General features: G+C 62.2%; 22 protein-coding genes. 17 read left to right on the forward strand and 5 right to left on the reverse strand.

Annotation, left to right across the window (positions count from 1 at the left end):
• Positions 1-37 precede the first annotated feature (37 nt).
• The 13 genes from BJ994_RS07220 (at position 38) to BJ994_RS07280 (ending at position 14,005) form a co-directional block, all read left to right on the forward strand.
• A complete protein-coding gene (locus BJ994_RS07220) occupies positions 38-247 on the forward strand; it encodes a ubiquitin-like protein Pup (RefSeq protein ID WP_167992914.1) in 210 nt (69 codons plus the stop codon).
• A 6-nt stretch (positions 248-253) separates the two neighbouring features.
• Positions 254-1,075 carry a proteasome subunit beta gene (prcB, locus tag BJ994_RS07225; protein ID WP_425339405.1) on the forward strand — a complete coding sequence of 274 codons (822 nt, stop codon included), beginning with the start codon at positions 254-256 and terminating at the stop codon, positions 1,073-1,075.
• 2 nt (positions 1,076-1,077) lie between these two features.
• Complete coding sequence (prcA, locus tag BJ994_RS07230) at positions 1,078-1,809, forward strand: proteasome subunit alpha (RefSeq protein ID WP_167992918.1); 732 nt, start codon at positions 1,078-1,080, stop codon at positions 1,807-1,809.
• Positions 1,809-3,170, forward strand: coding sequence for a Pup--protein ligase (pafA, locus tag BJ994_RS07235; protein WP_167992919.1), 1,362 nt, complete (start codon positions 1,809-1,811; stop codon positions 3,168-3,170). Before prcA ends, pafA begins: the two co-directional genes overlap by 1 nt.
• 122 nt (positions 3,171-3,292) lie before the next feature.
• Complete coding sequence (locus BJ994_RS07240) at positions 3,293-4,228, forward strand: FKBP-type peptidyl-prolyl cis-trans isomerase (RefSeq protein ID WP_167992922.1); 936 nt, start codon at positions 3,293-3,295, stop codon at positions 4,226-4,228.
• 9 nt (positions 4,229-4,237) lie between these two features.
• A complete protein-coding gene (locus BJ994_RS07245) occupies positions 4,238-4,633 on the forward strand; it encodes an FKBP-type peptidyl-prolyl cis-trans isomerase (protein WP_167992924.1) in 396 nt (131 codons plus the stop codon).
• Positions 4,634-4,734: 101 nt separating this feature from the next.
• Positions 4,735-6,720: a WYL domain-containing protein gene (locus tag BJ994_RS07250; protein ID WP_167992927.1), complete on the forward strand. Its 1,986-nt coding sequence runs from the start codon at positions 4,735-4,737 to the stop codon at positions 6,718-6,720.
• 14 nt (positions 6,721-6,734) lie between these two features.
• Positions 6,735-7,067, forward strand: coding sequence for a hypothetical protein (locus BJ994_RS07255; RefSeq protein WP_167992929.1), 333 nt, complete (start codon positions 6,735-6,737; stop codon positions 7,065-7,067).
• Positions 7,068-7,105: 38 nt separating this feature from the next.
• Positions 7,106-7,393, forward strand: a complete 288-nt coding sequence (gene tatA, locus BJ994_RS07260; RefSeq protein ID WP_167992932.1) for a Sec-independent protein translocase subunit TatA — start codon at positions 7,106-7,108, stop codon at positions 7,391-7,393.
• A 5-nt stretch (positions 7,394-7,398) separates the two neighbouring features.
• A complete protein-coding gene (gene tatC / locus BJ994_RS07265; RefSeq protein ID WP_167992934.1) occupies positions 7,399-8,229 on the forward strand; it encodes a twin-arginine translocase subunit TatC in 831 nt (276 codons plus the stop codon).
• A gap of 47 nt (positions 8,230-8,276) precedes the next feature.
• On the forward strand, positions 8,277-11,090 hold the full coding sequence (locus BJ994_RS07270; RefSeq protein ID WP_167992937.1) for a DEAD/DEAH box helicase: 2,814 nt from the start codon (positions 8,277-8,279) through the stop codon (positions 11,088-11,090).
• Positions 11,091-11,138: 48 nt separating this feature from the next.
• Positions 11,139-12,752: an amidohydrolase gene (locus tag BJ994_RS07275; RefSeq protein WP_167992939.1), complete on the forward strand. Its 1,614-nt coding sequence runs from the start codon at positions 11,139-11,141 to the stop codon at positions 12,750-12,752.
• A 500-nt stretch (positions 12,753-13,252) separates the two neighbouring features.
• Positions 13,253-14,005 carry a glycosyltransferase gene (locus BJ994_RS07280; RefSeq protein WP_167992941.1) on the forward strand — a complete coding sequence of 251 codons (753 nt, stop codon included), beginning with the start codon at positions 13,253-13,255 and terminating at the stop codon, positions 14,003-14,005.
• A 115-nt stretch (positions 14,006-14,120) separates the two neighbouring features.
• Here the strand turns inward: BJ994_RS07280 and BJ994_RS07285 are convergent, their stop codons facing one another.
• The 4 genes from BJ994_RS07285 to BJ994_RS07300 all read right to left on the reverse strand — a co-directional run bounded on the left by BJ994_RS07285 (position 14,121) and on the right by BJ994_RS07300 (position 17,170).
• Complete coding sequence (locus tag BJ994_RS07285) at positions 14,121-14,468, reverse strand: RNA polymerase-binding protein RbpA (protein WP_026543576.1); 348 nt, start codon at positions 14,466-14,468, stop codon at positions 14,121-14,123.
• A gap of 251 nt (positions 14,469-14,719) precedes the next feature.
• Entirely contained in the window at positions 14,720-15,661 is a 942-nt protein-coding gene (locus tag BJ994_RS07290) for an SPFH domain-containing protein (RefSeq protein WP_167992943.1), read from the reverse strand.
• Positions 15,662-15,702: 41 nt separating this feature from the next.
• Positions 15,703-16,182 carry an NfeD family protein gene (locus tag BJ994_RS07295; protein ID WP_167992946.1) on the reverse strand — a complete coding sequence of 160 codons (480 nt, stop codon included), beginning with the start codon at positions 16,180-16,182 and terminating at the stop codon, positions 15,703-15,705.
• 118 nt (positions 16,183-16,300) lie between these two features.
• Positions 16,301-17,170 carry a putative RNA methyltransferase gene (locus BJ994_RS07300; protein ID WP_167992947.1) on the reverse strand — a complete coding sequence of 290 codons (870 nt, stop codon included), beginning with the start codon at positions 17,168-17,170 and terminating at the stop codon, positions 16,301-16,303.
• A gap of 70 nt (positions 17,171-17,240) precedes the next feature.
• Here BJ994_RS07300 and BJ994_RS07305 point away from each other — a divergent pair, with 70 nt between their 5' ends.
• Entirely contained in the window at positions 17,241-19,253 is a 2,013-nt protein-coding gene (locus BJ994_RS07305; protein ID WP_167992948.1) for a prolyl oligopeptidase family serine peptidase, read from the forward strand.
• A gap of 12 nt (positions 19,254-19,265) precedes the next feature.
• Here BJ994_RS07305 and BJ994_RS07310 read toward each other — a convergent pair whose 3' ends face one another.
• The gene (locus tag BJ994_RS07310; protein WP_167992949.1) at positions 19,266-19,895 is read right to left on the reverse strand and encodes a peptide deformylase; all 630 of its coding nucleotides are present in this window, start codon (positions 19,893-19,895) and stop codon (positions 19,266-19,268) included.
• 121 nt (positions 19,896-20,016) lie between these two features.
• Here BJ994_RS07310 and BJ994_RS07315 point away from each other — a divergent pair, with 121 nt between their 5' ends.
• The 3 genes from BJ994_RS07315 to BJ994_RS07325 all read left to right on the forward strand — a co-directional run bounded on the left by BJ994_RS07315 (position 20,017) and on the right by BJ994_RS07325 (position 22,504).
• Positions 20,017-20,748 carry a DinB family protein gene (locus tag BJ994_RS07315; RefSeq protein WP_167992950.1) on the forward strand — a complete coding sequence of 244 codons (732 nt, stop codon included), beginning with the start codon at positions 20,017-20,019 and terminating at the stop codon, positions 20,746-20,748.
• 320 nt (positions 20,749-21,068) lie between these two features.
• Positions 21,069-22,166, forward strand: a complete 1,098-nt coding sequence (locus tag BJ994_RS07320) for a tyrosine-type recombinase/integrase (RefSeq protein ID WP_167992951.1) — start codon at positions 21,069-21,071, stop codon at positions 22,164-22,166.
• A gap of 5 nt (positions 22,167-22,171) precedes the next feature.
• Positions 22,172-22,504, forward strand: coding sequence for a helix-turn-helix domain-containing protein (locus tag BJ994_RS07325; RefSeq protein ID WP_066275886.1), 333 nt, complete (start codon positions 22,172-22,174; stop codon positions 22,502-22,504).
• The last annotated feature ends 31 nt before the right edge of the window (positions 22,505-22,535 follow it).

Here is a 22,535-nt window from a genome sequence, read left to right on the forward strand (position 1 = left end):
AGTAGCGGATAACAGGCCGAAGAGAAGGGCTCTCACCATGGCAACACAGGATCAGCGGAATACCGGATCACGCCCGCAAGATCAGGAGGAGGCAGAGCAGGATCCAACGCCTCCGGAGTCGGCCGGCCAGCCCCAGGAGACCACCCAGACCGAAGGCGTCGATGATCTCCTCGATGAGATCGACGGCGTCCTTGAATCGAACGCCGAGGAATTCGTTCGCGGATTCGTACAGAAGGGCGGACAGTAACGCATGCTGCCGGAAGACGCCGCTGCGGCCATCGGCCGGGCGGCATCCACCTCCTTTTCCGACTACATAGCTTCCCAGAATCCAACGGCCCTGCCCTCGGCACGTAACGTGGGAAGCAACGGGTCCGGCAGCAGCACCGAACTGGCCCCACACGCCACTACCATCGTCTCGCTGACCTATGCGGGCGGCGTTCTTATGGCCGGAGATCGCAGGGCCACCATGGGAAACGTGATCGCGAGCCGCCATATCGAGAAGGTCTTTCCGGCCGACATGTTCTCGGTTCTCGGCATTGCCGGCAGCGCCGGGATCGCCCTTGATGTCACTCGGCTGTTTCAGGTTGAACTTGAGCATTACGAGAAGATCGAGGGTACCCGCATGAGCCTGGATGGCAAGGCCAATCGTCTGGCCGCCATGGTTCGGGCCAATCTGCCGCTCGCCCTGCAGGGCCTCGCAGTCGTTCCCCTCTTCGCGGGATTCGACACCACCCGCAGGATCGGCCGGCTCTTCTCCTACGACGTGACCGGCGGCCGTTACGAGGAACAGGAGCACCACTCGGTGGGCTCCGGATCCGTCTTCGCCCGGGGAGCCCTGAAGAAACTCTGGAAGCCGAACCTCGGCGAGGATGAGGCCGTGAAGGTAGCAGTCGAAGCGCTCTACGATGCGGCAGATGACGACTCCGCAACAGGTGGCCCCGACGTCGTTCGCCAGTTATGGCCCGTTGTCTACACCGTCAACGGGGCCGGGAATAGGCGCATCCCGGAGCGCAGCCTGGCCCAGGCGGCTCAGGAGATTATCGCCTCCCGCTCGGTATCAGGGCGGGAGGCGTAGCCATGACACAACAGTTTTATGTATCGCCGGAACAGCTGATGAAGGACCGCGCGGATTTTGCCCGCAAGGGGATCGCGCGCGGACGCTCAGTAGTGGTCCTCAGCTGTCGGGAGGGTATAGCGCTCGTGGCTGAAAATCCCTCTCCGTCACTTCATAAGCTCGGTGAGATCTACGACCGCATCGCCTTCGCGGCCGTCGGTAAGTACAACGAATTTGAGAGCCTGCGTCAGGCAGGAGTGCGCTACGCCGACGTTCGCGGATACTCATACGATCGGGAGGACGTGACGGCAAGGGGGCTTGCCAGTGTGTATGCGCAAAGCCTCGGCGCTGTGTTCACGGCGGAGAGCAAGCCGTTCGAAGTTGAGCTCGCGGTCGCCGAAGTTGGTCTTCACCCGGGCCAGGACCACATCTACCGGTTGACCTTCGACGGTTCCATCGCGGACGAGACCGGCTTCATTGTGATGGGCGGTCAGGCAGATGCGGTCGTTGAAGCCTTGTCCGGACGATGGGAGGCAGAGCTTGATTTCGCGCAGGTCATTCGCGCGGCCGTGGATTCCCTCAGCTACGACGCCGGGACTTCCGGCGAGCCGCGGGCTCGTCTGGATTCCGCGACCCTGGAGGTCGCCGTTCTGGACCGTGATCCCTTAGCGGCCCGGGGAAGCGCGCGCGCGTTCAGGCGCCTACCGGCAGCAGAGGTTGATGTTGTACTGGCAACGGACAGGACCTCCTCGTAATGGACAGACGCATCTACGGCATCGAGACGGAGTTCGGGATCGCGTACTCGGGCCCCAACTCTCGCCCCTTATCGCCCGAGGAAGTGGCCCGCTACTTGTTCCGCAAGGTGGTGAGCTGGGGGAGGTCCTCTAATGTCTTCCTCACAAACGGATCCCGCCTCTACCTCGATGTCGGGTCCCACCCCGAGTACGCAACAGCCGAGTGCGACGACGTCGCGCAGCTGATCGCCCATGACCGCGCCGGCGAGCTCATCCTGGAAGACCTCATTACCGAGGCTCAGCGAAAGCTTGGACAGGAGGGTTACGACGGTCGGGTCTACCTCTTCAAGAACAATACGGACTCAGCCGGTAACTCCTACGGATCCCACGAGAACTATCTGATCCCGCGCAAGCTGGAGTTTTCCCGCCTCTCGGATATTCTCATCCCGTTCCTCGTGACGCGGCAGTTGCTGGTCGGCGCGGGGAAGGTACTAAAGACTCAGTCGGGTTCCATCTACGCCTTCTCCCAGCGCGCGGACCACATCTGGGAGGGTGTATCTTCGGCCACCACCCGCTCCAGGCCAATCATCAACACCCGCGATGAACCGCACGCGGATGCCGAGTACTATCGGCGCCTGCATGTGATCGCCGGCGATTCCAACATGTCCGAGACCACCACTCTGCTGAAGGTGGCCTCCGTGGACCTCATTCTGCGCATGATCGAGGCCGGTGTGATCATGCGGGATTTCCGGTTGGAGAATCCGATCAGGAGCATCCGGGAGATATCCCACGACCTGACGGGCCGCCTGCCGCTGAAGCTCGCTAACGGACGCCGTGTTTCGGCGCTCGACATCCAGCGCGAATATCTTGGCCGCGCCCGGTCATTCGTCGAAACGGAGGGCGCCCACACACCACACCTCGAGCGGGTGCTGGAATTATGGGAACGCACGCTCACAGCGGTCGAAACGGGCAATCATTCCCTGGTTGAGCGCGAGATCGACTGGGCGATCAAGAAGAAGCTCCTCGATCGCTATATGGACAGGAACGGCTTGGACCTCGAGTCGGCCCGCGTCGCCCAGCTCGATCTGACCTACCACGACATCTCGCCGGGGCGCGGGCTGTTCTTCATGCTGCAGGCCCGCGGCGAGACCGAGCGCGTGGTTGACGATGTCGACATCAAGGCAGCAGTCGACATTCCGCCCCAGACGACGCGTGCCAAGTTGCGTGGAGAATTTGTCCGGCGCGCTAAGGAAGCGAACCGCGACTTCACCGTGGACTGGGTCCATCTGAAGCTCAATGACAGGGCTCAGCAGACCATTCTCTGCAAGGATCCCTTCGCATTCGAGGACGAGCGCGTCAGTGCGTTGCTGGAACATCTCTAAGTTTTACGGTGCAATCCCGGGAGAAACTTTCGCGCCCAACCCGTTAGGGTAGGTAAGTCCGCCGCCGTGAGGGTGGCCGACACGATCGCGAATCCTTCTCCATCCCACCTGAAAGAACCACCGTGCGAAAAGTACTAGCTATCCTGCTGCCCGCGATGCTATTCCTCAGTGCATGCGGCGGAGCCAGCACGCCCGCAGACTTCGAGGATGGCAAGTCCGCCGGAGCCGCTGAAACCCTTGAGTCCGTGGAGGTTACTGACGCGGGAACTGACACCGCACCGGAAGTTGAATTCGACGCCCCGCTGGAGATTACAGAACAGGGCGTGCGCACCGTGACGGAGGGCGACGGCGATGTGATCGAGGTCGGTCAGAACATCAACGTGCACGTTGTGTCCCTCAACCCGGAGGACGGCAGCCCAATTCAGGATTCCTACGCGGCTGGCACGCCCCAAACACTTCCGGTCGATGACCAACTCAAAGAAGTCTACCCGCCCCTATACGAAGTGCTCGTAGGATCGAAGGTCGGTTCACAGATCGCCTTCGCCATTCCGGCGGACCCTGAACAGCCGCAGTCCCAGAACACTTTGCTCGTCCTCAAAGTACTCAGCGCCGAGAGTCCGGCGAAGAAGCTCTCCTCGGAAGAGGTGGCTGAGCTTGAGGAAGCCGGCCAGCTGCCCACCGTTACCCTCGACGACGAGGGTGTACCCTCGATCGAGTTCCCCGAGAATGAAGCGCCCTCGGACCTCGTGGTCAAGGTGATCGAGGAAGGTACCGGTGAGGAAGTCACCGAAGCCGACACAATTGCGGCAAACTACACCGGATGGAGCTGGCAGGGCGAGCAGTTCGATTCCAGCTTCGAGCGCGGGGAGCCGAGCGAGTTCCCGCTCAGTGGAGTCATTCCGGGATGGACTCAAGGCCTTTCCGGTCTGAAGGTGGGCGCGAAGGTGCTGCTGGTCATTCCGTCGGAGATGGCATACGGGGATGCTCCCGCGCAAGGCCAGCCCGCCGGGCCACTTGCCTTCTACGTTGAGATCGTCGAAAAAGTACCCCAGAACTAAGGAGCACCCATGTCGTTTGGAGCGCGAGAGTATGACCGCAACAAGCCTGAAGTCGATTTTCCTGGGCAGGACCTGCCCGAGGACCTCGTAGTCAAGGACCTCATCGAAGGCAACGGCCGTGAGGCACAAGCCGGAGACACAGTGTCCGCACATTATGTGGGCGTTGCATTCTCGACGGGCGAAGAGTTCGATTCCTCCTGGAACCGTGGCACGCCCCTCGATTTCAGGATCGGTGTGGGACAGGTCATTCAGGGCTGGGATCAGGGCATCCCGGGAATGAAGGTCGGTGGCCGCCGCCGCCTTGAGATCCCGCCGCACCTCGCCTACGGCGACAGCGGCGCGGGGTCCGCCATAGCGCCCGGAGAATCACTCATATTCGTGGTGGACCTGATGGGCGTCCGATAACCGGAACGCTTGCGCAGGGATTCGCAGGGCGGGTGCTACACCGACGTGTAGCACCCGCCCTGTTGCCGTTCCAATGAGGGGGAACGGGTATCCTAGCCATCGTGTCTGCGAAACGAACGGAACGCCTTCTTACCTTGGTGATGCTGCTTCTTTCCGGCCGCCGGGGTTGGACCAAGGAGGAACTGTTCCGCGAGGTCGAACAGTACGCCCAGGCGCCAACGACAGCGGCACGGGAGAAGCTCTTCGACCGGGACAAGGCCACGCTTCGCGAGCAGGGCATACCTGTGGAGTCCTTTACCGATGATCCATTCTTCGACAGTGACAACGCCAACGTCCGGTACAGGATAGACGCCGAGGACTACCGGCTTCCGGGGATGAGCTTCACCCCGGCTGAATCAGCTGCCCTCACAGTGGCGGCCGGCATGTGGGATGAAGCCTCCCTCGGATCTGCAGCGTCACGCGCCCTGCGCAAGCTACGTGGTAGGGGAGTGGACACTGGCGGGACTGCGGCACTTCCGGTTGCCGCGCGAATCCAGACGAACGAGCCATTCTGGGATCTGCTCTGGCGCGCCACCACCGGCCGCCGCGGCGTCAGGTTCAGCTACCGCGCTGCCAGTACTGGGGATGAACGTGTGCGTACCGTTCAGCCGTGGGGGATGGGCAGCCGCTTCGGGCATTGGTACCTCGTCGGTTTCGATGTGGATCGACAGGCCGAACGATGGTTCCGGCTCACGCGCATCACCTCTGAACCGACGTTTGTCGAGGGCACCTACGAAGCCCCCGCGGACTTTTCCATGGCGCGCTCTTTGGCTTCGCTGGACACCGCCTCGCCACCCGCAATTGCTGCCGTTGATATTCGACCGGGAACATCACAGATCCTCCGTGCACGGCCCGGCGCAACCATCATGGAAGGTCCCGAAGGGTGGCAGAGAGTCACTTACAGCTTCTCTGACCAAGCCGCCGCGAGCGGGGAAGTTGCGTCGCTTGGACCGAATGCCCGCGCCATGGCGCCGCCCTTGCTGGTGAACGACGTCCGGGGGCGGCTTGCAGGTGCCCTGGAAGCGCTCATCCAGGAACCGCCGTCGTTCATCCTGAGTGCCCGGCCGGCCGCCACCGGTTCGTCTCCTGGTGCGTCGACGGAGGACCGGCTCCTGAGGCTGCTCGACCTGGTCCCCTACTTTTTGGGCAAGCCTGGAGTGGACGTTGCCACAGCCGCCCGGGACTTCAAAATTTCCGAAACGCAGCTTCTGCGGGATCTGGAACTGTTATTCGTCAGCGGGCCGCGCTACTACCCAGACGGCTTAATCGATATCCACCTCGAGGACGGCCGTATACACGTAAGCGATCCGCAGGAGCTCAGCGAGCCTATCCGGTTCGGCCTCGACGAGGTGTGCGCGCTCCTTGTTGGTTTGGAAACCCTCAGCGCACTCCCGGGCCTGCCCGAGCGTTCGGCGGTTGTGTCCGCACGTAACAAGCTCCGCGAAGCCACTGGCGAAATTGGGCGGCCGGACCGTTCCATCGCTACCCTCCTTACCGAAGACAGCGTTGCGCCGACGTTGAAGCTCATCCGAACCGCAATGGACCAACAGCGGCAGCTGCGCTTGAGCTACGTCGTCGCGGCACGGGATGAAATCACAGACCGCTTCGTGGAGCCGCTGAGAACGTTCCTCCAGGACGATGTGTGGTATCTCGATGCATGGTGCCACAGCGCGCAAGGGCGGCGGCATTTCCGCCTTGACCGCATTGGGAGCGCCCGCCTCACCGACCGTCCTGCCACTATCGGACCACAGCACGACGACGGCGCCACCAGGCTGTTCGATCCATCCGAGGCGGACGAAACAGTCGTGCTGATTCTCGCGCCGCACGCCCGCTGGATCGCCCAGCGGTACGCAGCGCAGCACACTGCTGAACTGCCGGATGGACGATTGGCCGTCGAAATCAGGGTGGCCGCCACGGGCTGGCTCCCCGGCCTTATTGCAAGTCTTGGCGGGGACTGCGTGGTCGCCGCACCGGACGCCGTCAGATGGGCGGCGGTCGCCTTCACCGAAACCGCGCTTGAGAGCTATACAGGGCCTGGGGAAGCCTGAGTTAGGCTGGCTCCATGGTCTGGTGGACATGGATTCTCCTGTGGGTGGCACTCATCGCTGTCTCCCTGCTCTTCTTCGGTTTCCTGGCGTGGCGCCTTTTCCGTGGCTTCACAGCGCTCATGGAGGAGACCGGGCGGGCCTCAGAAGCACTGACTCCCTCATTCACTGGTACGGAGACGGCGGAGAGCCGGCACTTCGTTTCGTCTGTGTTCAGAGCCCCCACAGAGGTGAGAGCAGAGAACGCCCTCAACACCCGGCTCCGGCGTTGGGCACGGTTGCAGCGGCGGGTCCGTCGGCGGGTATTACGCCGACAGCCCCAACTTCTTCGTGATCTGCCCCACTTATGACCTAGACTTGAAGAAGACTCATCGAGAGGAATTCCGTCATGCAGATCCAGGGTTGGCACATACTTATCATCATCGCAATCGCGATACTCCTGTTTGGTGCGCCCAAACTTCCCGGACTTGCCCGGAGCGTGGGGCAATCTCTGCGCATCTTCAAGTCGGAAGTCCGCCAGATGAAGGAAGAGAACGGCCCGAACGACACCGATGGATCATCGCCGGTCGAAGGTCGTGTAGTCGACGAGCCGCGCAGGGACGGAACCCAGGAGCACGATTCCCAACACGGAACGCCCCGTGCGTCCGGGCCTGGTAGCACCTCCTCCAGCACCTGACAGGCATGCCACGGGTCAAAGGGCGCAAGGCCGCCAATCCTGAAGGGCGGATGGCGCTCAAAGAGCACCTGAAGGAAGCCCGTAACAGACTGTTCAAGTCCGCGATCGCTTTGGTTGTCGGCACTGTTATTGGTTTCTTCATCTACAACCCGGTGCTTCAAGCACTCTCGCAGCCAATCCGAACCATCAATACGATTGACGGTCGCAATGCTGCACTGAATTTCGATGGCGTTGGTTCTCCGTTCGACCTCATGATTCAGATCTCGGTTTTCCTGGGCCTGGTCATTGCAAGTCCGGTATGGCTCTATCAGCTGTGGGCTTTCATCACCCCAGGTCTACGGGTCAAGGAACGCCGGATAACCCTCGGCTTCATTGCCGTTGCGGTTCCCCTGTTCCTCGCCGGGCTCGCGCTGGCGTGGCTCATCCTGCCGAGCGCCGTTCGTGTGCTGACGGACTTCACGCCTGAAGGTTTCGCCAACTTCATAACCGTTCCTGTGTACATCACCTTCATGCTCCGGTTGATGTTGGCCTTCGGGATTGCGTTCCTGCTGCCGGTCGTGCTCTTTGGCCTCAACATGGTCGGAATCGTCAAAGGCAAGCAGATCCTCAAATCGTGGCGGATCACAGTGTTCCTGGTCTGCCTGTTCGCCGCTATGGCGGCTCCAGGCGGCGATGCCATGAGTATGTTTTACCTCGCCGTCCCCCTCCTGCTGCTCTTCTTCGTTGCCATAGCCCTGTGCCTGCTCAACGACAAGCGACGCGAGAAGAGGAATGCCGAACGCGACGCCGATATCGAGACGAACGCAGACCGCGCCTCAAGCCTTGAAGGGCTCTGAGACCCCCGCTGACGCTCGCCTCGGGTCCCTGCCGATAGGCTTAGACCATGACCACCCCAGCCGAGCAGTACCAGGCAGCGCGGGCGCGTAATCGGTATGCGAAGACCCGGCTACACGAGTTTGAGCAAACCCTCGGCTTTGAACTGGATGAATTCCAACGGGACGCCTGCACATCGCTTGAGTCCGGCCGGGGGGTGCTCGTCGCGGCACCCACGGGGGCGGGGAAGACCGTCGTTGGGGAGTTCGCAATCTTCATGGCGCTCTCGAACGGGCTCAAGGCTTTTTACACGACCCCCATCAAGGCACTGTCCAACCAGAAGTATGCCGAACTAGCAGCAGTGCACGGCGCGGACCAGGTGGGCCTGCTCACGGGCGACACGAGCATCAACCCGGAAGCCGCCGTCGTCGTAATGACCACAGAGGTCCTGCGGAACATGCTGTACGCGGATTCGGATACGCTCGCCGGTCTCGGCTATGTGGTCATGGACGAAGTGCATTATCTCGCGGACCGTTTCCGCGGCGCCGTGTGGGAGGAAGTGATCATTCACCTGCCCACCGAGGTGAAAGTCGTGTCGCTGAGCGCGACCGTCTCGAACGCCGAAGAGTTCGGCGCGTGGCTGCACACGGTGCGCGGGGATACCGACGTCGTCGTATCCGAGCACCGCCCCGTTCCGCTATGGCAGCACGTCATGGTCGGTCAGGAGCTGCTGGATCTTTTCGCTGGGGAAGTCGCATTCGATGAGGCTGCGCCGGTCGGCACAACGGGAGCCGAGGAAAAGTTCGCTGTCAACCCCGAGCTGCTGGAGCTCGCGACCAGTGAGACCCGGCTGAACCAGCGGGCGCGCTGGGGGTCTGGTAATCGGCGCGGGCGCGGAGGGCCCAACCGCTATCAGCGTCCGCACACCGCGGTGGCCAGGGCGAACCGACCACAGGTCATATCGGCGCTCGATCGTGAGGGCCTGCTGCCCGCAATCACTTTCATCTTCTCGCGCAACGGCTGCGAAGCCGCCGTCAGCCAGTGCCTGGATGCCGGGCTATGGCTCACCACGGAGTACGAGCGGAGCATCGTCAGTTCCCGCATTGACGAGGCAACGCTGGACATCCCGGAGGAGGACCTTGAAATACTCGGATATTGGGCATGGCGTGAAGGTCTCATCCGCGGATTCGCTGCCCACCACGCGGGCATGCTGCCCACCTTCAAGGAGGTCGTTGAGAAACTCTTCGAGGAGGGGCTTGTAAAGGCAGTTTTCGCGACGGAGACACTCGCACTCGGCGTCAACATGCCGGCGCGCTCGGTTGTCCTGGAGAAGCTCGATAAGTTCAACGGAGAATCCCATGTGAACATCACGGCGGGGGAGTACACACAGCTCACCGGCCGCGCCGGACGCCGGGGAATCGACGTCGAAGGACACGCGGTAGTGCTGTGGCGACCCGGGACAGATCCGGGCGCCGTGGCCGGGTTGGCCTCCCGGCGCACCTATCCGCTGAACTCGAGCTTCCGGCCGACCTACAACATGAGTGTCAACCTCATCTCACAGTTCGGGCAGCACCGCACGAGGGAGATCCTGGAGACCTCGTTTGCCCAGTTTCAGGCAGACCGATCGGTGGTTGGCCTGGCACGGCAGGTCCGCGCCAGGGAAGAATCCTTGCAGGGTTATGCAGAGTCGATGACCTGCCATCTGGGAGATTTCTCGGAGTACTCGGGCATTCGGCGTGAACTGTCGGATCTGGAAACGGCTGCATCAAAGGCCGGCGCCCGGAGCTTGCGGAGCGCGGCCGCTGAGTCGCTTGAGTCGCTTCGCCCCGGGGACGTCATCGATGTTCCCGCAGGCAGGATCGCGGGCTTCGCTGTAGTCCTGGCGGGGGATTCCTCGCGTGAACCGCGTCCAACGGTGCTGACCATGGAGAAGCATGTTCGCCGCCTCGGGGTCCAGGACCTGGATGGGCCGGTGGAGGTCCTCTCGCGAGTTCGGATACCCAAGCAATTTGATGCCCGCAAGCCGAAGGACCGCCGCGACCTCGCCGCATCACTTCGCAATGCGCTGAACGAGAACCGACCACCGACCACGCGACGTACCCGGGCATTCGCGACCGCCGGTACCGACCGTCAGGAAAAGGCTATCGCGGAGCTGAGGGGACGCCTTCGGGCGCACCCATGCCATGGCTGCAGTGACCGGGAGAACCATGCGCGGTGGGCTGAACGCTGGTGGAAGCTGCGCCGGGAAACCGACAGGCTGGCTCAGCAGATCCAGGGCCGCACCAATACCATCGCGAAGATCTTCGACCGGGTTTCAGAGGTGCTGCTCGAGTACGGCTACCTGCAGCCGGACGAGGACCAGGGGCTCACGATCACACCGGCAGGGCAAAATCTCCGGCGCATCTACGGCGAGAAAGATCTACTGATCGCCCTGTCGCTGCAGCACGGCGCGTTCGAAGACCTCGAGGCGGCTGAGCTCGCTGCCCTCGCCTCGGCCCTCGTGTATCAGGCCAAACGGGAGGAGCGCGGACTTCGCCCACGGATGCCGAGTGTTTCGCTGGAGACCTCGATCGACGTCGTCATTCGGCAGTGGTCCCGCCTTACCGACTTCGAAGAACAGCACCGCCTCGCTGTCACGAGCGAGCCTGACTTCGGCCTGATGTGGCCGATGTACAAGTGGGCACGCGGCAGGGGGCTGCAGAACGCCCTGCAGGGCACGGAACTGGCCGCAGGCGATTTTGTGCGCTGGGCCAAGCAGGTGATTGATCTCATTGATCAGCTGGCCAAGGTTCCCGATCTTCCGGCCGGCTTCCGACGCCGGTGCCTTGATTCGATCGACCTGATCCGTCGCGGTGTTGTAGCGTACTCCGCCGTCACCGAGTAACCGTCTCCCTACCTGAAAGCTGCGTCAGCCGTGCCCAGTCCCAACCCTATGCCCGTCCTATACCGTAATGGATCCGTCTATAGCGCAGCTGATCCTTTCGCAACCGCCATGCTGGTAATCGGCGATACCGTTGCGTGGGTTGGCTCCGAGCATGCCGCGGCCGCCCTGGCGGACAGCAGCATGTTGGTGGTGGATCTGCAGGGTGCCCTCATCGCGCCGGGTTTCGTTGACTCCCACGTTCACACCACGGAGACGGGACTTGCGCTCACCTCCCTGGATCTAACCCAGGTCAATAGCCTCGATGCACTACTCGAGTTGGTAGCGCGTGCTGCCGAGACCTCGACTGGAACGATACTGGGCAATGGGTGGGACGAGTCACGCTGGCCCGAACGTCGGCCACCGTCTGCGCTCGAGCTTGAGAATGCGTCGAAGGGACGTGACGTCTACCTGGTTCGTGCAGACGTGCATTCGGCCGTCGTGTCCGCTTCGCTCGCGCATAAACTCTCGCTCTCCGCCCTTGACGGCTGGGATGACGGGTTCGTTGTCCGTGACGCCCACTTCGCTGTGCGGACGGCTGTACGTGCACTGAGCGTGCCCGAAAGGGAGGACCTGCAGCGTGTGGCGCTGGGCGCGGCTGCGTCCGTTGGCATCGTTGCGGTCGTCGAGATGGCGGCTCCTCACATCGCCCCGCGGGAGGATGTCCTGTCCCTACTGTCGCTAGACGGTGGTTTCCCCGAGGTCCTCGCCTACTGGGGGCAGGCTGCCGGATCCGAGGACGAACTGCGGGCGATTCTCGACGAATTCGACGGGCGCGTTCTCGGTCTGGGCGGCGACCTGAACGTCGACGGCTCAATTGGCTCGCATACCGCCCGCATGCGGGTGCCCTATGCGGATGCTCCACGTTCCTGCGGAACCGCTTTTCTGCAGGCTGACGACGTCGCGGCTCACCTTGGCGCAGCTACGTCGGCAGGGGTGCAGGCCGGCTTTCATGTCATCGGGGACGAAGGACTCGATACCGTTCTTGCCGGTCTTGAGAAGACTGCGGCCGCACATGGCTTAGAGAAGGTAAGAGGTGCACGCCATCGCCTGGAACATGTAGAAATGGCAGACGACGGCGCGATCAGCAGCCTCGCCCACTTCGGGATCACGGTCAGCGCGCAGCCAGGGTTTGACGCCCTGTGGGGCGCATCAGGCGGGTTGTATGAGCAACGTCTGGGCAGTGCCCGCTATCGCCCGATGAACCGTGTGGGCAGCATGCTGGGACAGGGCATACCAGTTTGCCTCGGTTCCGATTCGCCAGTAACGCGCGTGTCGCCCTGGCAGTCGATCCGCGCTTCCATCAACCACTTCAGTCCGGCCGAACGAATCTCGGCCCGGGCCGCCTTCATAGCACATACACGGGCAGGGTGGCGTGCAGCGGGGGCAGGACATCCTTTGCTGGGGCAACTTGTTCCTGGCGCGCCGGCGTCTTACGCCATCTGGGAAGTGGACGAGCTCATGGTCCAGACGCCCGACAGCAGGGTTCAATCCTGGAGTACCGATCCAAGAGCGGGTACTCCACTCCTGCCGGCGCTGGACACAGGCCGTGAACCGCGCTGCCTGCAGACCGTTCACCACGGCCGACTACTGTTCTCCAGCGGTGAACTGGGAGACATAGCTTGATCCATCGGATGGAAAAATAGCTGTCCCATAACCGTTATGGCCCTGACCTGCGGAAACACTCAAAACTGCAGGTCAGCGAGCTGTTGACACTTCCTCCACAACCCGTAAGCTTTTAGATCTACGGGTCGGGATCCATGCTTCGGATAGACCTGACCGAGTCAGCGCATGCAGCGATGCCAGGGGGGCCAGTCATATGGACGTTGTGTTCTTCTGCGTGGTCGAAGGCTCGGTACTGATAACGGGTAGGTTCGCACGCCAGTAGAAAACAGCGCCGATCGATTGATCACTGCTGGCCCGAAGGCGTGCGAACCTACCCGTATCCACATATCTCCTGGCTCCGTTTGAGCCGGCGTTCCGGCTGAGAGCTGTCAGCACCTTCCTGCTTTCACGCCCAACGCTCGTGGCACGCTCAACCTAGGAACGCATCAGCCTATACTGGGTAGTCGATCCGATCCTCCGCTGCGCCTTTGCGCACCGCTACCCGCTGAAAGGTCTCCTGAGTGCGCACTGTCACCATCATTCCCACTTACAACGAGCGTGTTTCCCTCCCCTTGACGCTGGGCAGACTGCGGGACGCAGTTCCGGATTCGGATGTACTGGTGGTCGATGACAACAGTCCGGACGGTACCGGGAAGCTTGCGGACGACATCGCGGCCCAGGACGCCGCCGTGCACGTGCTGCACAGGCAGGGCAAGGAAGGACTGGGCGCCGCCTACATCGCAGGATTCCGATGGGCATTGGAACGGGGGTATGAAGTCCTGGTTGAGATGGACGCTGACGGCTCGCATCGGCCGGAAGAGCTTCCCGCCCTGCTCGAAGCGGTCAAGGATGCGCATCTTGTCATTGGTTCACGCTGGGTCCCAGGTGGCTCAGTTGTGAACTGGCCGGCACACCGCAAGCTTCTTTCGCGCGCGGGAAGCCTTTATTCGCGCACAATGTTGGGGCTTCCCGTCCGTGATATCACAGCAGGATACCGGGCCTTCCGCAGCGAGACCCTGCGAAGCATCGATCTTGGCAGTATTGAGTCCGTAGGCTACGGGTTCCAGGTGGATATGACGTTCCGTGTTGCGAGCCAGGGCATGCGGATCGTCGAGGTCCCAATTACCTTTGTTGAGCGGGAGTACGGTGATTCCAAAATGAGTGGAAACATCGTCTTCGAGGCCATGGCTAACGTGACCCGGTGGGGACTGTCTGCCCGCCTTGCGGCGATTCAGCGAGCCTTCCAGCGACGCTCAAACGCGAACGTGAAGTAGCGGCGGGTAACTGGCGCAGTTCCATACAACCTGCGCGAGGACTGACCTCCGGCCGTCTCGACATGCAAAAATGCCCGGGCACTTCTCTTGAAGCGCCCGGGCGTTCGTCGATTATTCAGGCGGAACGGCGCTCTCCGCGGCGTTCCCGCAGGATGTTCAGCCGATCCTCGAGGATCTGCTCCAGTTCCTCCATGGAACGGCGCTCCAGCAACATATCCCAGTGGGTTCGTACGGGCTTGTCGCCCGAAGTGTCAGGACGCTCACCGTCCACCAGCAGCGCCTCCTTGCCTGTCTTCGAAACCCACACGGGAGGGATCTCGGCCTCCGCGGCAAAGGTCACGAACACGCGCTCTCCGTCCTCGCAACGATATTCGATACGTTGCCGGGGTGCGGGCTCGACGCCGGATTCGGTTTCCATGCTCTGGGCGCCAAGGCGCATACCCCGCAGGCTACGGTCGCTCATCATTTCTCCCTACTACGTATGGCATCCTGGACTTCCAGATACCTCTGCTGCGCTTTCAGTTGGTGCGCAACACAGCGGCTGCTACACCGCGTTCCACCACGTATAACGCAGGGCGAACGCGGCGTGTTCCCGGCGGTGTGGTAATCCGGCAAACACCCAACTATACTCATCGACCGGCCTCAGCGCCCAATCGACAGCCACAGAAACGGCGACGGCCGCCTCACGAAGGAGGCGGCCGTCGTCGTCGTTGGTCAGGAGCGGGCAGGGCCACCCGGCGCAGCAGGGGATGGGTCCTGGTCCTCCGGTGTGGTGGCGCCCAGGACGCTACCTATACCCTTGAGTGCTTCGCCAACTTCACTGGGGATGATCCACAGTTTGTTCGAGTTGCCCTCAGCCAGCTTGGGCAGGGTCTGCAGATACTGGTAGGCCAACAGCTTCTGGGTTGGGTTTCCCTTGTGGATGGCGTCGAATACCTTCTGGATCGCCTGGGATTCACCGTCCGCCCTGAGGATGGCAGCTTTCGCATCACCCTCAGCGGCCAGGATTGCTGCCTGGCGCTGGCCCTCGGCAGTAAGAATCTGGGACTGCTTGGTCCCCTCTGCAGTAAGGATGGCCGCCCGGCGGTCGCGTTCCGCGCGCATCTGCTTCTCCATGGAGTCCTGGATGGAGAGCGGTGGATCGATGGCTTTCAGCTCGACACGCGAGACGCGGATGCCCCAGCGACCAGTGGCGTCGTCAAGTACACCGCGAAGTTGACCGTTGATCTGGTCACGGGAGGTCAGCGCCTCCTCAAGGTTCAACCCGCCGACCACGTTACGAAGTGTTGTGGTGGTCAACTGCTCGACGGCCTGGATGTAGTTGGCGATCTCGTAAGTCGCCGCCCGCGGATCGGTGACCTGGAAGTAAACGACGGTGTCGATGGATACAACGAGGTTGTCCTCGGTGATGACGGGCTGAGGCGGGAAGGACACAACCTGTTCGCGCAAGTCGAGCAGCGGGAGCAGCCGGTCGACGAAGGGAATGAGGATCGTCAATCCGGGCTGAAGCGTCCGCTGGTACTTACCGAGCCGTTCGACCACTCCGGCTCGGGCCTGCGGGATGATCCGCACAGACTTCACCAGAATGATCAGAACGAAAATGATCAGAACGATCAGAACAATCGTCAACCCGATTGCTCCTGCGTCTGTAGGCATGTTTCCCCTTTATTGGTTTTGGATACGGAATAAGACCGTGGTTACGGGGCCGCGGTGGTCCCGGGATCGGGCTGACGGACACCGGTGACGACGGCAGTGGCGCCATCGATGCGCGACACGGAAACCCTCTCACCTGCCGGAAGTGACGAACCGTCCGCGGTGCGGGCCGTCCACGTGTCACCACCGATTTTGACCGTACCGGACAAGCCGCTGACAGGTTCCAGCGTGAGGGCGTCTTCGCCTACCAGCCGGTCGATATTAGTACGTTGATCCTTGGTGCCGAGCTTGAGGTGTCTCAGGGCGACCGGCCGGACGAGCAGCACCATCAGCAGTGAAACCACGCAGAATAAAAGCACCTGGATGAAAAATGCCGCTTCAGCGAGGGAAGCAATCAGGGCGGCGAGAGCGCCCATGGACAGCATGATGAAGAAGAGATCGAGCGTGATGGTTTCGACTGCGGCAAGCCCCAGAAGCAGAACCAGCCACAGAACCCAGGTGTTTTGTATCAGCCAATCGAACATTGTTCCCTCACGTTCCGGCCGCTAGCCCGCAGGATCTCCCGATGGCGCACTTGCCTTTCTCCATCATGCCAAATCGGGGCCGGGGAATATAGCACTTGGCCGCTGATGCGGACCACCGTTATCCGTTTGGAAGGATCCGCACCCGGTCAGCTGCGAGCGGACGGAAGGCCTGTACCGTAAACGCGCCGGTAACCAAAACATCAGTCGGCAGTACCCGGGGATCGGGACGGGGCCGATGATGGCCGGCGGGCCCCATCCCGGCCACGTCGGCGATGTCCTCCGACGAGAGCCTCATCGAGAATTCCACGGTCGATGACCCGAGCTCCTGGAAAGTGCCGGCGAGACCGGCGGCGACGGCGTCGTGCTTGTCCGGCTGAATCTCGAGAAGTCCGGCAACCTCAGCAACTTCGCTGAGATGCGCTGCCAAAGGTGTGACTACGATCAGCGTCCCGGTTTCGCCCAGGACGCGGTGGAACTCGCCCGGGTTGCGGGGGGCGAAGATGTTGAGGATGACGTCGACGCTGCCGTCCTGGAGCGGCAGGCGACGCCACACGTCCCAGACCAAACAGGGCATTCCAGGCAGGAGGGCGGTTGCCCTCCTGAGGGCGTACTTCGAGATATCGATTGCAATTCCGGTGGAAGAAGGGAGGCGGTTCCGCAGGGCCGCGAGATAGAATCCGGTGCCGGCTCCTGCGTCCAGAATCACCGGATCCGGAGCGGAATGTTCCTGAGCCGCGGCGCACACGGCCTCCACCAGGGCGTCGTAGTGGCCGCGGCTGAGGAAATCGATGCGCGCTTGAACCATCGATGCGGTGTCCGGTTGCAGGGATGTCCCCTTGCCGGTCAGAAGGTTGAAGTATCCCTGTCGTGCCGCATCGAACCGGTGGCCCTGGGCGCAGTGCAGGACGCCGCCGTCATCGTCTGTACTCAGGGCGAGGGCGGTCCCGCAGACAGGGCAGGCAAGAATCTCTTCGAGGGCGGCGGTCATTGGACCATGGTAGGTCCAACGGCCTGCCGAGACTTTGGGCGGCGCCGCCCTCGGGCATAGTCTCGTCAGTGTGAAACCAAACACACTGAATCTGCTGAGCGACGTGAGCACACCATCGCTCCACCCGCAATCCCGGCGCTGCGTTGTCTCGGTCACCCGACCGGACTACGACGCCGACACCTACGTTGGTCAACTGTGGGAGGTGCCATTGGATGGTGCTGAACCACGCCGCCTGACCCGCGGCTTCAGGGATGTCTCGCCCCGATACTCACCCGACGGCGCTGTGCTGGCATTCCTGCGTGCGAGCCAGGGCGGAAAACCACAGATCTTCATCACAGAAAGCGGGGGAGGGGAGCCCCGACAGGTGACGGACCAGAAGCTTGGCGTGTCCGGGTTCGAATGGTCGCCTGATTCCCGGCGCATCGTCTTCACGGCACGCGTTCCCGACGAGGGCCGGTACGGCACAGTCGACGGTGTGGCCGGCGGCCAGGAAGATCCGCGTCTCATCACGGGCTTCAAGTACCAGATGAATGGTGTGGGGTACACCGCCGACAAACGGACGCAGTTGTTCCTCATCGATGTCCCGGCGGTGGACGAAGAACCGGCCGTTGAACCCGTGGGACGTGCCAAGAAAGCTGCCGGCGATGACGCTCCGTCACTTTATCCGGAGGCGCGCCAGCTCACACACGCGGACGCGGACTCGTCATCGCCCTCCTTCTCAAGCGACGGATCGCTGATCCTCTTCGCAGCCTCGCTTGAACCGGGATCGGACTCGAACCTGCGCACGGATATCTATTCGATTGCCCTGGACGGTTCTGACAGGCAGCGATTGAGCAATCTTTCAGACGAATTGATCGGTTGCGGCAGGCCAGTCAGCAGTGCAGACGGCCGCTGGCTTTACTATCTTGGCAGTCCACTTTCAGCCAGCGGCCTTGACTTCGTCGCGCGGAACACTGCGCTGTATGCCGCGCCCATCGACAATCCGGCTGACGTCCGCCTGCTCACCGATCCCGAAACGCAGGACCTTGGCGAAGTAGGCGACATTGTTCCTTACCGTGACGGGGTGCTTGTCTTCAACCGTGCCAGGGGCACGGGTCAGCTGCTTGCCGTCACGCCCGTTGGCGGCGTGCGGACGCTCGTCGACGGCGAATTCATCGTGACCGGCGCAGCAGCAGCCGACGACGACATCGTCGTCGCCTTCACCGACCCCCGGACTGCCGGCGACGTGGCGCGCGTCGACGGGGGAGTCCTCAACCGGTTGACGGACTTCTCGGAAAGGCTGCGGGCCGAAACGGCAGTGGCCGAAATGCATGAAGCGACGTTCAACGCACCGGACGGCTATCCCGTGCACGGCTGGGTACTTGTACCCGAGGGGGAGGGTCCGCACCCTGTTCTCCTGAATATTCACGGTGGGCCATTCGCCCAGTACGGCTGGGGCTACTTCGATGAAGCGCAGGTCTACGTCGAGGCGGGATACGCCGTCGTCATGTGCAACCCCCGCGGAGCCGCCGGCTACGGTCAGGACCACGGCCGGGTGATCAAGGAGGCGATGGGCACGGTCGATATGCAGGACGTGCTGGCCTTCCTTGAGGGCGCTGTGGCGCAGTACGGCCAGCTCGACGGCGACCGGTTGGGCGTCATGGGCGGTTCATACGGCGGATATCTGACCGCCTGGCTCGTGGCGAACGATCACCGCTTCCAGGGCGCGATCGTGGAACGCGGCTTCTTGGACCCGGAATCGTTCATCGGCTCATCTGATATCGGTTGGTTCTTCTCGGAGGCATACACGGGCGCGGATCCCGACAAGGTCCGGGCGCAGAGTCCCTATGCGCATACCGACAAGGTGAAGACTCCAACGTTCGTGGTCCATTCGGAAGAGGACCTACGATGCCCGCTCGAGCAGGCGCAGCGGTACTATACGGCGCTGAAGCGTAACGGCGTGGATACCGAGATGCTGATTTTCCCCGGGGAGACCCACGAGCTCTCGCGTTCCGGAACGCCCTGGCACCGCCGCCAACGCTTCGAGCACATTCTTCGCTGGTGGGCCGAAAAGCTCCCGAGCAAGAAGAACCAGCCTGCTTAGTAGCGGAGCGTCCTAGAAGCCGAGCGAACGCTGGGCCAGTTCGATATCAGGCTGCGCCCAGCGTTCGCTGTATTCAGCGCCGCTGACAAGTGACCGCGGGTTCGCCTTGTCGATATAGATGGTTCCGTTGAGATGATCCGTCTCGTGCTGGACAATACGCGCGGGCCACCCGGTGAACTGGCGGATTACACGCGTCCCGTCGGGCTCGAGGTAGTCAAGCTGTACCCGGCGATAGCGTTCGACGACGGCCTGCCATCCGCTGAACGACAGGCATCCCTCGAAGAACGCGGCCGTTTCGTTGTCGACCGGCGTGTATCGCGGATTGACAACGGCGAAGAATGGCACCGGGGTGCGCTCGCGAACGCGGACAATCTCCTGGGGCTGAACTCCGACATCCTCGATGACTGCCAGGCGAAGCGGGATGCCGAGCTGCGGCGCGGCCAGTCCGACGCCGGGCGCATCATGCATGACCTGGCGCATTGCGGCAAGCAACGCAGTAAGTTCTTCCGTGTCGAGCTGACCGTCGAGTTCCTCAGCCGGAATTCGCAGTGCCGGATGCCCCAGCTGAACAATGGTCGGTCTGTCCTGTTCGAGTAAGCGCTGAACGAGGTTTTTGATGTTCTGGCTGTTGTCGGTTGGCACTGTCTCATCCTAGGCAGAGTCCTCAGCCAAGGGCTGGCACCCCTCGAACGGGTCAGCCCTGACACGGCTCGCGGTCCTGTCAGCCCGGGTGCGTCCCCAACAGCGGTGAGATGATGAAGCGATGACAACCTATTCCGGCGCAAAGAATTTCGAAGGCGCGACCTTCGTCAAGGCCAGCTTCAAGGGTGCCACCCTGCGATTCTCCGACGTCAGCGGTGTGACGATGCGCGGCGTCGATCTAGACGGACTCGATATCGACAGCCACGACCTGTTCTTCGGCAGTCTTCTTGTAAACGGGGTCGACGTTGTGCCGCTCGTGGACGCCGAGCTCAACCGGCAGTTCCCGGGCCGCGAGCTGCAGAAGGCTCAGACGCCCGAAGGTCTGCGCGAGGGTTGGGTCGTTGTGCAGTCGGCGTGGCAGGCAACGGTGGCAGGCACGCCGCTGGACCTGGTGGACGCCCACGTCGAGGACGAGTGGTCCCTGGCCCAAACCCTGCGTCACCTGATTCTGGCGACCGACGCCTGGCTCCGCGGTGGGATCCTGCGGATGAAGCAGCCATTCCACGAGATCGGCCAGATCTTCACCGGTGCCGACCAGATCGGTTTCGACATGTCAATCTTCCGCACGGATTCGCCGACTTACGAGGAGATACTCACCGTGCGCGCCGAGCGACAGCAACTCGTGACGGACTTCCTGGCCACAGCCACGGCGGAGACGCTCACAGAAGAACGCGAAAACCCGTGGGGCGGCGATGACTGGCGTCCCAGCGTCGGTGATTGCATTCGAGTGATCCTGGAGGAGGAATGGGCGCACCTGCGCTACATTCGTCGGGATCTCGCGCGTTTGCGGTGACCTTCTCTGCTTCGGCACGCCAGTCTGAATCGCCGATAATCTACATTATGTCAGGTAGAATAGTGATTATTGCATCTGATGCACGATCGCTCCTCCTCCACGCATTGCCATCCGGCGTCGCGTCGCTTGAAGCCGAAATGTGCTTATGACCTGCGGAATCAGCGTGCAAAGGGTCAACCGGGGTCTACCCGTGAACCCATCGCGCAGCCTTCAAGAGCTGGTGTGCGTCAGGCTGGAACAGCCTTCTGATCCGTGGATTTGCACGGGTTTCGCATTAATTGCATGATTCTTGCATCAAATGCAGTGTATCAGGAGGCTTGGTGGCGGTCGATTCAGCGGGACGGGTGCTCGACTTCGGCGCTGTGCGTTTCCTTCACCTGGAGGACCACGTGTTCACCCAGATGCTCACTGGCTGGCGCAACCAGCAGTTGAGCCGCAACCTGGCGTTTGGCACCATCGAGGGCCGGGAACGGCTGGTGACGCGGTTCCAGGAGCCTACGAACGAATATCCATGGCAGTGGACGCCGGCCCACGTGGACGAGTTCTTCGGGGATCTGCGCAGCGTGAAGCACGCCGCGCAGTCCACCATCCGGAGCTATCAGGCAGCACTGAGGGCGTTCTGCGCATATGCAGCGTCGCCTGAGTATGGCTGGGACCGGGTCTGCGAACAGTACTTCGGAACGCACCCTGCTCAGGTCTGCTTTGACTGGAACACCGCGGTCCATGCCCAGGCAACAGAGTCAGCTCCTGTCCGGCGCCCCTTCACCCGGCAGGAACTGCAGGCCTTCTTTGACCGGGCCGATGACGAGGTGGACCGGATCGCGGCCCTGGGTCGCAAGGGCTGGCTGCCGGCCTACCGCGATGCCGTTCTGTTCAAGGTGGCCTATAGCTGGGGTCTACGACGCAATGAGGTCAGGCATCTCCAGTCCGCGGATTTTGCCCGGAACCCGCACGCCCGGGAGTTCGGCAAGTACGGGGTGCTGCAGGTCCGCTATGGGAAGGCCATGCGGGGTTCTCCCCCGAAACGCCGCAGCGTCCTAACGGTTTTTGACTGGTCGGCGGAGATTGTCGCCGATTGGCTCGAACGCGGCCGCCCACACATGATTGACGGGCTGGACCTATTCCCCTCCGAGCGCGGAACCCTGGTTTCCGAGACGGCGCTGAACCGCAGGTTCAACCGCTACTGCGAAGACCTGGGCCTCTCCCCCGGACTGGACATCCACTCGTTGCGCCGCTCCTACGTCACCCACCTGATTGAGGCCGGCATGGACCCTCTGTTTGTTCAGCACCAGGCCGGGCACGAACACGCCTCGACCACGGCCCTCTACACGTCCGTTTCCAGCGACTACCGCGTCAAAACACTGCGCCGCGCCCTGGACTCGACCATCAGGGATGCACTGGCCGGAATGAAAGACTGAACCTCATGAAACGAGAGATCGACTACCGGTGGCGGCTTGCGGAACTCATGGCAGCCCGAGGAATGCACAACAGCACCGACCTGAGCCCGTTGCTGAAGGAACGCGGCATCGAACTCTCTGCCTCCCAGGTCTATCGGCTCGTCACCCAGCGCCCGGAACGCGTTTCACTGATGATGATCGCTGCGCTCTGCGACATCTTCTCCTGCGGACCCGAGGACCTCGTGACCGTCACGGCAACGGATGCCAAGGTCCGCAAGGTCGCCTCCGACGCCAACGTCGTGGACCTGAACAAGACCATCCGGCCCAAACGGGCCCGCGTGATCCGCGATGACGGCTGAAATTACACCGCGGATTGTCGTCCGCGGCCGG

The organism is Arthrobacter pigmenti (assembly GCF_011927905.1).
GTDB classification, from domain to species: domain Bacteria; phylum Actinomycetota; class Actinomycetes; order Actinomycetales; family Micrococcaceae; genus Arthrobacter_D; species Arthrobacter_D pigmenti.

What these genes read in the sequence shown, in the direction of transcription:
- BJ994_RS07220 (WP_167992914.1), top strand. Translation starts at nt 38, where the DNA reads ATGGCAACACAGGATCAGCGGAATACCGGATCACGCCCGCAAGATCAG.
- prcA (WP_167992918.1), top strand. Translation starts at nt 1,078, where the DNA reads ATGACACAACAGTTTTATGTATCGCCGGAACAGCTGATGAAGGACCGC.
- pafA (WP_167992919.1), top strand. Translation starts at nt 1,809, where the DNA reads ATGGACAGACGCATCTACGGCATCGAGACGGAGTTCGGGATCGCGTAC.
- BJ994_RS07245 (WP_167992924.1), top strand. Translation starts at nt 4,238, where the DNA reads ATGTCGTTTGGAGCGCGAGAGTATGACCGCAACAAGCCTGAAGTCGAT.
- BJ994_RS07255 (WP_167992929.1), top strand. Translation starts at nt 6,735, where the DNA reads ATGGTCTGGTGGACATGGATTCTCCTGTGGGTGGCACTCATCGCTGTC.
- tatA (WP_167992932.1), top strand. Translation starts at nt 7,106, where the DNA reads ATGCAGATCCAGGGTTGGCACATACTTATCATCATCGCAATCGCGATA.
- tatC (WP_167992934.1), top strand. Translation starts at nt 7,399, where the DNA reads ATGCCACGGGTCAAAGGGCGCAAGGCCGCCAATCCTGAAGGGCGGATG.
- BJ994_RS07270 (WP_167992937.1), top strand. Translation starts at nt 8,277, where the DNA reads ATGACCACCCCAGCCGAGCAGTACCAGGCAGCGCGGGCGCGTAATCGG.
- BJ994_RS07275 (WP_167992939.1), top strand. Translation starts at nt 11,139, where the DNA reads ATGCCCGTCCTATACCGTAATGGATCCGTCTATAGCGCAGCTGATCCT.
- BJ994_RS07285 (WP_026543576.1), bottom strand. Translation starts at nt 14,468, where the DNA reads ATGAGCGACCGTAGCCTGCGGGGTATGCGCCTTGGCGCCCAGAGCATG.
- BJ994_RS07290 (WP_167992943.1), bottom strand. Translation starts at nt 15,661, where the DNA reads ATGCCTACAGACGCAGGAGCAATCGGGTTGACGATTGTTCTGATCGTT.
- BJ994_RS07295 (WP_167992946.1), bottom strand. Translation starts at nt 16,182, where the DNA reads ATGTTCGATTGGCTGATACAAAACACCTGGGTTCTGTGGCTGGTTCTG.
- BJ994_RS07300 (WP_167992947.1), bottom strand. Translation starts at nt 17,170, where the DNA reads ATGACCGCCGCCCTCGAAGAGATTCTTGCCTGCCCTGTCTGCGGGACC.
- BJ994_RS07315 (WP_167992950.1), top strand. Translation starts at nt 20,017, where the DNA reads ATGACAACCTATTCCGGCGCAAAGAATTTCGAAGGCGCGACCTTCGTC.
- BJ994_RS07325 (WP_066275886.1), top strand. Translation starts at nt 22,172, where the DNA reads ATGAAACGAGAGATCGACTACCGGTGGCGGCTTGCGGAACTCATGGCA.